Source organism: Autumnicola psychrophila, from assembly GCF_031846645.1.
Lineage (GTDB): Bacteria > Bacteroidota > Bacteroidia > Flavobacteriales > Flavobacteriaceae > Autumnicola > Autumnicola psychrophila.
Genome location: NZ_JAVRHN010000014.1, coordinates 34,991 through 48,507 on the forward strand (window position 1 = coordinate 34,991; position 13,517 = coordinate 48,507).

The 13,517-nt window shown below is 38.2% G+C and carries 12 protein-coding genes; 7 read left to right on the forward strand and 5 right to left on the reverse strand.

Annotation, left to right across the window (positions count from 1 at the left end):
• Positions 1–454: 454 nt before the first annotated feature.
• The 3 genes from capB to RM541_RS15475 form a co-directional block, all read right to left on the reverse strand.
• Complete coding sequence (gene capB, locus RM541_RS15465) at positions 455–1,720, reverse strand: cysteate-C-fatty acyltransferase (RefSeq protein WP_311501039.1); 1,266 nt, start codon at positions 1,718–1,720, stop codon at positions 455–457.
• Positions 1,721–1,863: 143 nt separating this feature from the next.
• Positions 1,864–2,904: a cysteate synthase gene (gene capA / locus RM541_RS15470; protein ID WP_311501040.1), complete on the reverse strand. Its 1,041-nt coding sequence runs from the start codon at positions 2,902–2,904 to the stop codon at positions 1,864–1,866.
• Positions 2,905–3,010: 106 nt separating this feature from the next.
• Positions 3,011–5,074, reverse strand: a complete 2,064-nt coding sequence (locus tag RM541_RS15475; protein WP_432264686.1) for a S9 family peptidase — start codon at positions 5,072–5,074, stop codon at positions 3,011–3,013.
• 117 nt (positions 5,075–5,191) lie between these two features.
• On the opposite strand from RM541_RS15475, the gene RM541_RS15480 reads away from it, so the two are divergent.
• The gene (locus RM541_RS15480; protein ID WP_311495856.1) at positions 5,192–5,515 is read left to right on the forward strand and encodes a YbaB/EbfC family nucleoid-associated protein; all 324 of its coding nucleotides are present in this window, start codon (positions 5,192–5,194) and stop codon (positions 5,513–5,515) included.
• Positions 5,516–5,674: 159 nt separating this feature from the next.
• Here the strand turns inward: RM541_RS15480 and RM541_RS15485 are convergent, their stop codons facing one another.
• Both RM541_RS15485 and RM541_RS15490 read right to left on the reverse strand, forming a co-directional pair.
• Complete coding sequence (locus tag RM541_RS15485; RefSeq protein ID WP_311501042.1) at positions 5,675–6,190, reverse strand: redoxin domain-containing protein; 516 nt, start codon at positions 6,188–6,190, stop codon at positions 5,675–5,677.
• A gap of 733 nt (positions 6,191–6,923) precedes the next feature.
• Positions 6,924–7,958 carry a threonine aldolase family protein gene (locus tag RM541_RS15490; protein WP_311501043.1) on the reverse strand — a complete coding sequence of 345 codons (1,035 nt, stop codon included), beginning with the start codon at positions 7,956–7,958 and terminating at the stop codon, positions 6,924–6,926.
• Between the two features lie 254 nt (positions 7,959–8,212).
• Here RM541_RS15490 and RM541_RS15495 point away from each other — a divergent pair, with 254 nt between their 5' ends.
• The 6 genes from RM541_RS15495 (at position 8,213) to RM541_RS15520 (ending at position 13,516) form a co-directional block, all read left to right on the forward strand.
• On the forward strand, positions 8,213–9,679 hold the full coding sequence (locus RM541_RS15495) for a circularly permuted type 2 ATP-grasp protein (RefSeq protein ID WP_311501044.1): 1,467 nt from the start codon (positions 8,213–8,215) through the stop codon (positions 9,677–9,679).
• A 9-nt stretch (positions 9,680–9,688) separates the two neighbouring features.
• Entirely contained in the window at positions 9,689–10,636 is a 948-nt protein-coding gene (locus RM541_RS15500) for an alpha-E domain-containing protein (protein ID WP_311501045.1), read from the forward strand.
• A 43-nt stretch (positions 10,637–10,679) separates the two neighbouring features.
• On the forward strand, positions 10,680–11,543 hold the full coding sequence (locus RM541_RS15505) for a transglutaminase-like domain-containing protein (protein WP_311501046.1): 864 nt from the start codon (positions 10,680–10,682) through the stop codon (positions 11,541–11,543).
• 66 nt (positions 11,544–11,609) lie between these two features.
• A complete protein-coding gene (gene prfB / locus RM541_RS15510) occupies positions 11,610–12,707 on the forward strand; it encodes a peptide chain release factor 2 (protein WP_311501047.1) in 1,098 nt (365 codons plus the stop codon).
• Positions 12,708–12,775: 68 nt separating this feature from the next.
• A complete protein-coding gene (arsC, locus tag RM541_RS15515) occupies positions 12,776–13,117 on the forward strand; it encodes an arsenate reductase (glutaredoxin) (protein WP_311501048.1) in 342 nt (113 codons plus the stop codon).
• Between the two features lie 30 nt (positions 13,118–13,147).
• Entirely contained in the window at positions 13,148–13,516 is a 369-nt protein-coding gene (locus RM541_RS15520) for a hypothetical protein (protein WP_311501049.1), read from the forward strand.
• Position 13,517 lies beyond the last annotated feature (1 nt).

Sequence of the window (13,517 nt, forward strand, 5' to 3'; positions counted from 1 at the left end):
AAGTAATTTAAATCTCATATTACCCCAATTAAAGCTTTTTGATTTTCAGCCTGAAAAATTAGTTTTCCTATATAGCCTTAAACTTATTGATTGTGCATTAATACACTTTTTTAAATTTAATCTTTAATCTAACAGTGGAGAAAATTATTTATTCAATTTTTAAATGCACACAGCATAGCACTAATAGCATCCGTGCTTTTTATTTAAAATCCAACGCACCGGTACTCTTACGTCTATTTTGTTTTCACTGAATTATCAGAATCCATCTAACAAACAACCTGAAACAGAGGATAGTAATTAACAGACTTACCAGCAGGCCGATAATTGTAAAAAACAAGATCTCATCTTAAAATCGGAAAGCTTCAGAAGAATTAAGGCCAGGCTTTAAGGTCCTAAAAAGAAAAAGGGCGAAAATTGTCATTTTCACCCTCTCCTCTAAAAATTGAAGTATATGTTATTCCTTTTCAGCAGCCGCCGCGGCTACTGTGGCAGATAATCTTTTATAGGTTCCGTTTTCTAAACGCTCCCGGATTGCAGAAAAAGCTTCCAGCGTTTCTTCAACATCGGTAAGGTTATGGGAAGCAGTTGGAATTAAACGCAACAGGATCATTCCCTTTGGAATTACCGGATATACAACGATAGAACAGAAAACGCCGTGGTTTTCCCTTAAATCTTTTACCAAAGCCATAGCTTCCGGTATACTTCCTTCAAGATATACAGGAGTTACACAGCTTTGTGTGCTTCCTATATCAAATCCTCGTTCTCTTAGTCCGTTTTGCAGCGCATTTACGTTTTCCCAAAGCTTATCCTTAAGTTCTGGCATAGTCCGTAGCATTTCCAGCCTTTTTAATGCTCCTACCACTAATTGCATTTGCAAAGATTTGGCGAACATTTGAGACCGTAGGTTATATTTAAGATAATCTATAACTTCCTTATCTCCTGCGATAAACGCTCCTGTACTGGCAAGAGATTTGGCAAAAGTGGCAAAATACACATCAATCTCGTCCTGTACGCCCTGCTCCTCACCTGCTCCTGCTCCTGTTTTTCCCAGAGTTCCAAAACCGTGTGCATCATCTACAAAAAGCCTGAAATTATACTTCTTCTTCAGCTCAGCAATCTCCTTCAGTTTTCCCTGTTCGCCACGCATTCCAAAAACCCCTTCAGAAATCAACAATATCCCTCCTCCGGTTTGTTCAGCAATCTTAGTGGCACGTTGTAAGTTCTTCTCAATGCTCGCCATATCATTGTGCTTATAGGTGAAGCGCTGACCAATATGAAGCCTTACACCATCAATAATACAAGCGTGGGCATCTACATCATACACAATAACATCAGACTTTTTTACCAGGGCATCTATAGTAGAAACCATTCCCTGGTATCCAAAGTTTAAAAGGTAAGCAGATTGCTTGCTCACAAAAGAAGCGAGCTCATCCTGCAACTTCTCATGAAGATCTGTATGGCCGCTCATCATCCTTGCTCCCATTGGGTAAGCAGATCCATACTGTTTTGCCGCTTCGGCATCTATTTTTCGCACTTCGGGATGGTTCGCCAGTCCCAGATAATCGTTAATACTCCAGGTAATCACATCCTTTCCCCTAAACTTCATTCGGTTTGAAATCTCACCTTCAAGTTTAGGAAATACAAAATAACCTTCAGCCTGATCTGCCCATTTTCCTAATGGTCCTTTATCTTTGTATATTTTGTCAAATAAATCTCTCATTGATTCTTTTTTATACGAGTCACAAAAGTACTTAAAATCGCCTCAATTGCCCAAAGTTATTTGTTAGCCTTGGCAGAAACTTTTACAAACCAAAACATCCGCGAAAGGCGGATGTTTATTAATGATTTAAATTATAACAATGATTATTTTATAAATTCTATCTTCTGAACGGAAATCTCATTCTGAGTATCAAAAAATCCTTGTTCATTCATCCAGTCGTCGCTGTATATTTTACTCATATAACGTGAGCCGTGATCTGGAAAGATTACAACAACCTTACTTTTTTCATCAAATTCCCCATCTTCTGCCAGCTGAAGTATTCCCTGCATCGCTGCACCGCTGGTATAACCCAGAAGAAGACCTTCAGTTTTTGCCAGTTTTCGTGCTGTATGGGCACTTTCCTCGTCTGTTACCTTTATAAATTTGTCTATTACATCAAAATCTGTAGCTGTAGGAATTAGATTTTTACCCAATCCTTCAATCCTGTAAGGATAAATTTCTTCGGAATCAAATTCTCTTGTTTCGTGAAATTTTTTAAGAACAGAACCGTAAGCATCAACCCCAATAATTTTGACATTGGGATTCTGCTCTTTCAGATATCTTGCAGTGCCGGAAATTGTTCCTCCCGTTCCGCTGCAGGCAACAAGGTGGGTGATCTCACCTTCTGTCTGCTTCCAGATTTCGGGACCAGTAGTTTGATAATGCGCTTCCATATTAAGCTCATTAAAATACTGATTTATATAAACCGAGCCTTTTGTTTCTTCATGAATTCGTCGCGCAACCTGATAATATGACCTTGAATCATCTGCCGAGACGTGCGCCGGACAGACATATACTTTAGCGCCCATCGTCCTGAGCATATCTATCTTATCCCTTGACGCTTTAGAACTAACTGCCAAAATACACTCATATCCTTTGATGATGCTCACCATAGCAATACTAAACCCCGTATTACCAGAAGTAGTTTCTACAATGGTATTTCCCGGCTTTAAAATTCCTTTTCTTTCGGCTTCTTCAATAATATATAGTGCAATTCTGTCTTTGGCTGAGTGTCCCGGGTTAAAAGCTTCTACTTTTGCGTAGTATTCACCCTTTAGTTCTTCAGTAATTTTATTGATTTGTACAAGGGGCGTATTACCAATAAGCTGTAATACATTGTCGTACACTTTCAAATCTTCTTTCATAAATGAAGTTATTTTACAGAAAAAGATTTTATGAAAAATTAAATTCGGTCATGTAAACCGCAGAAATATTTCATAAAACCAATCAAAGTTAAGGCAAAAATTTTAATTATTCATTAATTCCCTCTAAATCCAAAAGAAAAGCGTACTCTTCAGCAACTTCTTTTAAAGCTTCAAATCTTCCGGAAGCACCTCCATGCCCGGCATCCATATTGGTATGAAAAAGCAGGATGTTATTATCTGTCTTTAACTCCCTAAGCTTCGCTATCCATTTTGCCGGCTCCCAGTACTGTACCTGGGAATCATGCAACCCTGTTGTAACCAATATGTTAGGATAATCCTGCGCCACAACATTATCGTAAGGTGAATAGGACTTCATATATTCATAATAACCTTCTTCATTAGGATTTCCCCATTCATCATATTCTCCAGTGGTAAGCGGAATACTGTCGTCCAGCATCGTGGTTACCACATCTACAAAAGGGACCGCTGCAATTACACCGTTATAAAGTTGCGGTGCCATATTGATAACAACACCCATTAACAGTCCACCGGCAGAACCACCCATTGCGTAGAGGTGTTTTGCTGAAGTATATTTTTCATTGATAAGATGTTTTGAAACATCTATATAATCTGTAAAAGTATTGCGTTTATTGAACAATTTACCATCTTCATACCAGCCTCTTCCCAGGTATTCCCCTCCACGGATATGCGCAATGGCATAAATGAATCCGCGGTCCAGCAAACTTAACCTGACCGAAGAAAAATAAGGATCAATGGTAGATCCATATGAACCGTATGCATATTGCAGCAGTGGATTTTCTCCGTTTCGCTCCATACCTTTCCTGTACACCATGGTGACCGGGATTTTGGTTCCATCTTCAGCAGTGGCCCATATTCGGTCTGATTGATAATGGTCTTTATCAAAGTTTCCCAGCACCTCCTGTTCCTTAAGCACCGTTTTCTCTCCGGTTTCCATGTTAAAATCTACTACTGAAGTCGGCGTCGTAAGTGAATTATAGGTATAACGAAGAATGCTCGTATTAAAAGCTGGATTTATAGAAGTATAAGCAGTATAGGTTTCATTATCAAACGGAATATAATATTCCTCATTATTATCCCACCTGATTATTCTAATCTTATTAAGACCATTGTTCCGCTCCCCTACTACAAGAAAATCCTTAAAAATATCGATGTCTTCAAGCAGATAATCCTTACGATGCGGAATTACATCTACCCAGTTTTGCATCTCTGTGCGATCTACCGGGGTTTTCATCAGTTTAAAATTAACTGACTTGTCTTTATTAGTCAGAATGTAAAAGTGTCCCTCATAATGCGAAACGCTGTATTCCAGTCCTCTCACACGAGGCTGAAAAATTCGGAATTCCCCTTCCGGGTAGTCTGCTTCAAGAATCCTGTATTCGGTAGTAAGCGTGCTACTCGATCCAATAATAATATACTTCCGGGATTTTGATTTATAAACGTATGCATTGAAGGTTTCATCTTCCTCTTCAAAAACCAGCTGATCGTCTTCAGGATTCGTTCCCAGAATATGCTTGTATATCTGAAAAGACCTCAGCGTCTGTTCATCTTTTTTGGTATAATAAAGAGTCTTGTTATCGTTTGCCCAGGTAGAACCTCCCGTGGTATTCTTAATTTCTTCAGGATAAAATTCACCGGTTTCGAGATTTTTAATACGGATGGTGTATTTGCGGCGGCTGACGGTATCGGTGGCAAAAGCAACCATCTTATTGTCCGGACTCACATTTAATCCGCCAAGACGATAATATTCATAACCTTCAGCCATTTCATTGACCTCAAAAAGAATTTCTTCCGAAGCATCTAACGATTCTTTTTTCCTCGAATATATAGGGTAATCCTTTCCTGTTTCAAAACGTGTGAGGTACCAATAACCATTCAACTTATAAGGGACAGACTCGTCATCTTCCTTGATGCGGCCCTTCATTTCATTAAACAACTCAAGTTGAAAATCCTTCGTATGGGCGGTCATTTCCGCATTGTACTGGTTCTCTTCTTCAAGATATTGGATCACTTCAGGATTTTCCCTTTCATTCATCCAATAATAATTGTCGATCCTTACGTCTCCGTGAATTTCCAGTCTTTTTTCAATCTTCTTAGCCTTTGGAGGCAATATTTCTGTCTTCAATTCAATTCTGTTTTGATGCGGCAAAGGTAAGCATCCTGACAAAATAAATAAGATTAGCCACTTAAGATCCTGATTAATCGGGTAAATTAGTAAATTTGTGTTTAACCATTTAAAAAGAAGACTATGTTTGGAGATATGATGGGTATGATGAATAAGATCAAGGAAACCCAGGAGAAAGTTGAAGCTACAAAAGAGCGGCTAAAAACGGTACTTATAGATGAAGAATCCAGCGATGGCTTATTAAAAGTTACAATTACAGCTACTAGAGAAATTAAAAATATCTCTATTGCAGACGAATTACTTGAGGACAAAGAGCAATTGGAAGATTATCTTGTGCTTACATTAAATAAAGCCATTTCCAGAGCTTCAGATGTGAATGAAAACGAACTTGGAGCCGTTGCCAAAGAAGGAATGCCAGATATTCCCGGCATGGATATGTTTAAATAGAGTTCGGAGTTAGGAATTAGGAATTTAAAAGTAAAATTATAAGAAAACCCCACAGTCATAAAAATCCGTGGGGTTTCTCTTTTTTCACTTTTCACTTTTCACTCTCCACTTTTCACTCTTCACTCTTCACTTTTCACTCTTCACCCCCCTTACTTCAAATCATGCTTCTCCCCTGGCGGGATAATCTTTTTCAAGTACAAAATCTATAGCTTTTAAAAGTTCATCAAATTTTGGTCGGGCGAAGGGCATACTTTGGATGGAAGCCGCATAAAGAGTAAAATCAGTTTTTATAAGGAACAGTCCGGGTTCAAAGAAAACTTCAGGTTCTTCAGGTTTCACTCCTTCAGAAATATATAAATCCCATTTCCGGGCATCTTCAGAAACCAAATCGTAGCCAATCGTTAGGTCATCCACATCCCAATCCTGGACGGTTTTTTCCGCACGCTCCTTACTATCTCCACTTACGCAAATGATGCTCACTCCCTTATCCCGAAATTTGCCAATTTTGGTGTTCAGCTCTTCAAGATATTTTTTACATACAGGGCAATGCAGTCCGCGGTAAAATATGACCATTATAAAATTCTCAGGCTTTTGTTCCCGTAGTTTCCATTGCATTCCGTTGGTGGTATTTACAATAAGTCCTGGTGCCTCTTGGCGAGGTAAGGTATTTTTCATTTTTGATTATTTTTGAATTTCTTCAAAATACATAAATGCTACTTCGAATTTTATTAAAGCCCCTATAATCTTCTGTTAAGTTTGTGGAAAGAAAGGCCGTGAAGGGTGAGTAGTGAGTAGTGAGTAGTGAAGGTGTTATGGGATGCTGAAACAAGTTCAGCATGACGAAGCTCATACTGCAGGCCAATATTTGGAATTTTTGACCTGTCGCTTTTAACGATAGTGGAAAATAAGAGCTTATCACAAAGATACTATCCTAAACGTTTGAAGAGAAATTAGTGTCAAACCCGACTAAATCTCCCGAAATTGCTAAAGCCGAAAAAAACCGAACACCGGACTATGAACTATGAATTCTTGAAGTTTAAAAATTGCCGTCTCGACTCCGCTCCAGACGACTAAAGGCTACGAACTACAAACACCAAACTCCTACAAGATCGATAATTGGCATTTTAAAAATGTCCCATTTTTAATTCAAAAGATATTGCATGTAAGAGAAAACGTCTCGACTCCGCTCGACGTGACATTTGCGTCAAATCGTGCTTCATTGAATCATCAGCACAGCTTCAAATCAGCATATTTTAAGTCTCATTTTGACCCAGCCTACGGAAATTTTATCAAATAGTTTGAACTAAAAGAAACGCAAAACAGATGTCTCCACTCCGCTCCATAAACTAAAGGCTACAAACTACGAACTATAAACGCTAAACTTTTACAAGATCAATAATTGCCTTTTCTAGAGGTTAATCTTTTTGATAACCTGAAGGAAACGCCGGTGCATTTCTTCGGAATAATCCAGATGTGTCACAATCCGCAGCTTGCCCTGACCCATATTACTAATCCTGATATTCTCCTTCTGAAGCTTCTTCAGAAATTCTGCTTCATCTGAAGGATTTCTCAGGTAAAAAATCACAATATTCGTCTCTACCGGCTCTACTTCTCCAATATAATCCTGCTTTTTCAGCACTTCTCCTATTTCCGAAGCGTGTTTATGATCATCTGCCAACCTTTCTACCTGGTGATCCAGGGCATAAATCCCCGCTGCCGCCATAAACCCTATTTGCCGCATACCGCCACCAAGCACTTTACGTACCCTAATAGCATTTTTCATAATATCGTGGTTCCCAATCAAAACAGTGCCTATCGGTGTTCCCAGTCCTTTTGAAAGGCACACCGAAATAGTATCAAAAACTTTTCCGTAATCTTTCGGATCTTCATTTTTAGCCACAAGAGCATTAAATAAGCGCGCTCCGTCTAAATGAAGACCAAGATTATGTTCGTCACAAACTTTTCTGATTCTTTTAAACTCATCAAAATCGTAACAGGCGCCCCCGCCTTTATTGGTCGTATTTTCGAGGCAGACCAGAGTAGTGAGCGGACTATGATAAAAATCCGGCGGATTAATATTTTCTTCTACCTGAGCAGCGGTGATCATTCCGCGATGCCCATCAACAAGTTTGCAGGAAACCCCACTATTAAAAGAAGCTCCTCCCCCTTCATAATTAAAAACGTGCGCCCATTTATCGCAAATTAACTGCTCTGCAGGCTGCGTATGCAGTTTTATGGCTGCCTGGTTGGCCATACTCCCGGTTGGAAAGAATAAAGCCTCGTCCTTTCCGAACATTTCGGCTAATTTTAGCTCGAGTTGATTTACTGTAGGATCTTCTTTATATACATCATCCCCCACTTCTGCAGACATTATTGCTTCCAACATTCCTTTTGTGGGACGGGTAACCGTATCGCTCCTTAAATCTATTTCCTGCTCTTTCATTATTAATTTTATTTCAGAAAGTCCACTTCAGAAAATGCCCATTATCGCAAATAGCCAATTATTTCCCGAAGTTTCGGGCCAAAGTTAGAGAAAAATGTTCATCCTATAAAGGCTCAACTATCTGTAATTCTTTTTGTGGAATTCGCAATAAAGCTCCTACTGGTGTGAGATATAGAAATTATATACTGCAAATATTATCATAATAGCAGCTACTAAAAGACTGATATTTTGTAAATTATAGAAAAAGAAAATTTATGAAAGCCAGTCAAAAAGAACCTACCTTCTCCTCTTACAAAAATGACCCAAAATTTTATGATGAAATCTTTGATGAGAATAACAAGGTAAAGGATGTTTATAAGACGCTCCTAAATCTTTACAGCGAACATTCTCCCCAGGATTTTGCCATGTTGAACAATAAAGCAAAAGCTTCTTTTTTTAATCAGGGTATCACCTTTCAGGTTTATGGGGAACATGAGACCAAAGAGAAGATTTTTCCTTTTGATTTATTCCCCAGGATTATCGATTCGGATGAATGGGAACATATAGAAAAAGGTGTTCTTCAGCGTAGTAAGGCTTTAAACGAATTTCTCTGGGATATTTACCATGACAAAAAAATCATTAAGGACGGTATTGTTCCTCTTGACCTCATAAATTCTTCAGAAAACTTTCTCGATCAGATGATAGGTCTTGATCCTCCCGGCGGTATTTATAATCATATATCCGGGACAGATCTCATTAAACATTCTGATGGCAATTATTATGTATTGGAAGATAACATCCGCTGTCCTTCCGGCGTGAGTTATGTTATCTGTAATCGTACGGCGCTAAAGCGGGCACTATTTGGTGTTTTTAATCATTATCAAACCCACACAGTTACAGATTATGCTGCAAACCTGCTTGAAATAATGGAGACTGTAAAACCGCAAGGCGTAGATAATCCCAATTGTATAGTAATAACACCGGGAGTATATAATTCAGCATATTACGAGCATTCCTACCTGGCCAAAGCTATGGGTGTGGAACTTGTAGAAGGGCGTGATCTTTTTGTGGAAAATGATTTTGTTTATATGAAAACAATTAACGGACCTGAAAAAGTTGATGTTATCTACCGTAGAATAGACGATCAATTTATCGATCCTTTGGAATTTAAACCCGACTCTGCCCTGGGCGTACCGGGCTTACTCGCTGCTTACCGCAGGGGTAATGTTTGCCTGGTGAATGCACCGGGTACAGGAGTTGCCGATGATAAAGCAGTTTACACCTATATGCCACAGATCATTAAGTATTATCTTAATGAAGAACCTATTCTTAAGAATGTACATACTTACCACTGCAGCCGTCCAGAAGAGTTAAAGTATGTTTTAGAAAATGTAGATAAACTGGTTGTTAAGCCGGTAGATGAATCTGGCGGCTATGGAATTTCCATAGGCAACAAACTCACAAAAGAAGAAATAGAAAAAGTAAAGGAAACCATAAAGGCCAATCCGCGTAAATATATCGCACAACCCATTATGTCTTTGTCAACTCATGCCACTTATATAGAGGATGAGGAATGTTTTGAGCCACGGCATGTGGATCTTCGAACATTTACATTATTAGGAAAGGACAAAACTTTTGTTCTTAAAGGCGGCCTTACCAGGGTAGCACTTCAAAAAGGAAACCTGGTAGTTAATTCTTCTCAGGGAGGCGGATCTAAAGACACCTGGGTTTTAAAAAAATAAAAATTATTTATGTTAGCAAGAGTAGCCAATAACCTATTTTGGATGGGACGTTATATTGAACGTACCGAGCACGTAGCCAGATATTTAAATGTGAATTATTTCTCTTCCCTGGATGCACCTAATGAATTGTCCCAATCCCGGCAATTTGTCCTAAAGTCGATGTTGTTTATGGCTGATGACGAAGTAGCAGATCCAGAAAAGATCCTTAATGAGGAAGACGTTTTATATGATATTGGATTAAATCCCAATAATAATTTTTCAATTATCAATTATGTGCAATATGCACGGGAAAACGCCAACAGCGCCCGTGATCTTATTTCTACAGAACTTTATGAATCCCTCAACAGGTTTTATCATTTCGTTTTGAATTATCCCCGGGAGAAATTTACGAAAAGTGGTTTGTATGATTTCACCATTCATGTGTCAGAATCTACTTCTGTACTTCGTGGAAAGATACGGGGAACTCTTCTGCACGACGAAGTATACTCCATAATTATGCTAGGGATTAACATCGAAAGGGCTACCCAGGTAACCAGGATCATAAATTCCAAATACCACGATGCGGTATTAGCACAAGGTAGTTATGGGGATGGGATTAAAAATAGTTATGAGTGGACCACTTTATTAAAATGCATTGAATCTTATGACATGAACAGGAGATTTTATAGAAAAATACCAACAAGTATTAACACCTTGGAATTCCTTATTTTAAATCCTGATTGTCCCCGTTCTGTTATGAACAGCCTTAATGAGCTGAGCATTCATATTCAGGCGCTTTCAAAGGAAAAACACCCTTCTAAAGAGTCGGCTGCTTTCTTTGTGGGAAAAGTAAAAGCGGAATATGAGTATAAACTCATTGAAGAAATTGAAGAAGACTTCCAGACTTTTATAGAGAAGATATTGAATTACCTGGTATTGATCGGACAAAAAATTGAAAAGGAATATTTTAACTATTAAATATTCAGAAGATGGTTAAATTTGCACCTTTTAATATTACATATTGGAATATACAATAAAATATAAAGCCCAAAATACCTATGAAGCCTCTACTAATGGGGCTTTATGGCAGTTCCTTATCACCCCGGAAGATAATGACAACCAGACACTTGAGTTTGCTGACTTCAAAAATTCCCTGCAGGTTATGGTCGATAATTCTATTAACGGCTATGGCTTTAAAACCTATAGAATTCAGCCAAAACAGGTTTTTAAAGAAATAGAGTTTGAAGCAGAATTTAAGTTGATCAAAGAGATCATTAATCCTTTTGAAGCTATTTCTTCAACAAACACTGAAGAAGCTTACCAGCTTTTAGATACGCTCGATTTTAAAGTAGAACACGAACAATTTCTAAGAAAAACAGCGCTTACCTCTATACCTGCTAATCTTGAGAATGATTTTAACTTTGATACCTCCCTTAGTATATTTGAAAATCTTCAAAGGCTAAACACCTGGATATATGATAACTTTAAATTTAAAGCAGACATTACAGACGTAGATTCAGATCTTACAGCTGTACTACAAAATGGAAAAGGAGTCTGCCAGGATTTCACTCACCTTTTTTGTGCACTGGGAAGGAGGAACAAAATCCCTACCCGTTATGTTTCGGGATATTTGCACCAGGGCCAGGGTTATGAGGGCGATTCTCAAATGCATGCATGGGCAGAAAGTTATATTCCCGGTAGCGGTTGGATGGGCTTCGATCCAACTAACAATCTTATAGCTGTGGAAAACCACATAAAAGTTGCTCACGGAAAAGATTATTCAGATTGTCCTCCTATAAAAGGTCTCGTATATACCACCGGTGCCAATGAAACCAGCTATACGGTAGAAGTTTTCTCACAACAAGAACAGCAACAACAGCAATAATTTTTCCTGATTCCGCTTTCTTTTTATTAAAAAAGAGTTATACTTTCGAATAATAATTTGGGATTTATGATTAGTACCGATCAGGTAAAAAATATTAAAGATAGACTCGCTGCTTTGCATATACATCTGGATATCGAGCAGAAACAAATAGAAATTCAGAACGAAGAAGAGAAAACTTTTGATCCCAATTTCTGGAACGATCCCAAAGAAGCTGAAGCTTTTATGCGGACGTTAAGAGGAAAGAAAAAATGGGTAGAAGAATATACACAGGCTAAAAGCTGGTTTGAAGAATTACAGGTATTGCTGGAATTTCATCAGGAAGGAGAAGCCTCAGATGAAGATGTAGAGAAGCAGTATGATAAGATTATTGATTTAATTGAAGGCGTGGAATTTAGGAACATGCTTTCTGAAGAAGGGGATGATTTAAGTGCCGTATTGCAAATAACTGCCGGTGCTGGTGGTACAGAAAGTTGCGACTGGGCTCAAATGCTTATGAGGATGTACATGATGTGGGCAGAAAAGCAGGGCTATAAGATTAAAGAACTCAATTACCAGGAAGGAGACGTCGCCGGAATCAAAACTGTTACATTAGAAATTGAAGGAGAATATGCCTTTGGATGGCTAAAAGGAGAAAACGGCGTCCACAGGTTGGTTAGAATTTCCCCATTTGACAGTAATGCGAAACGCCATACTTCTTTTGCTTCCGTTTATGTTTACCCCCTTGCCGATGAGAGCATAGAAATAGAAATCAATCCCTCAGAAATTTCATGGGAAACGATGAGGTCTTCCGGAGCAGGAGGGCAAAACGTAAATAAGGTAGAAACAGCAGTGCGCCTTCGGCATGCCCCCACAGGAATAGTTGTTGAAAATTCTGAAACTCGTTCTCAGCTGGAAAATAAAAACAAGGCCATGCAGCTGTTAAAGAGCCAGTTATACGAGATTGAACTTCAGAAGCAGCAGGCACAACGGAGAGAAATTGAAGATTCTAAGATGAAGATAGAATGGGGTTCTCAAATAAGAAATTATGTTATGCATCCTTACAAACTCGTTAAAGACGTTAGAACAGCAGAAGAAACAGGAAATGTGGATGATGTTATGGACGGGGAAATTGACAATTTCCTGAAGGCTTTTTTAATGATGACCGGACAACGGAATGATCATTGATATTAATTAAAACCTTTTTGAAATTAAATTTAATTGTTTATTTTAAACAGTGAAAATTAAAATCTAAAATGATTACGATCTATCACAATACAAGATGTAAGAAGTCACGGGAAGGATTAGAAATTGTAAAAGAATCTGGTAAAGATTACCAAATTCGGGAATATTTAAAAGTTCCACTAACAGAAGAGGAACTCTCAGTTCTTATCGAGAAAATGAACATCTCTCCCATTCAGCTTGTGAGAAAGAATGAAAAATTGTGGAAAGAGAATTATAAGGAAAAAGATTTGAGTGATAAGGAGCTTATTTCTGTTATGGTAAAACATCCTAAACTTATTGAACGTCCTGTCGTGGAAAATGATCGTAAAGCTGTAATTGGAAGACCGGCCTCAGATATTAAAGAGGTGTTGTAACATGCAGTTGAAAAAAAATAAAAAACAACTATGAAGCTGAAGCAAAAAATAGGACTTATAAGTTTGGCAGGTGCACTTGTCGTAAGTTATGTGTATACAAAAATCTATATTCAGAAGGAACAGCGCCAGGAAATCAAGGATGTTGCAGAAGAACTTGCTTATGCCTGGAGGCCTAAACTGGACTTAACTCTGGATCAGGTACATCAATTTGAGAATCTCATTATAGAATATACTATTAAGAAAAATGAAATTCTTAATTCTTCTCTTGGACATGAGAAACAGATCACTAAATTAAAATCTATCCAAAAGGAGGAACATCAAAAGTTACGGAAGCTCTTGACGGCGGAACAGTTTGAAAATTATCTGACTGTAAGCAGGCAACTAACGCAAAAATCCTAAA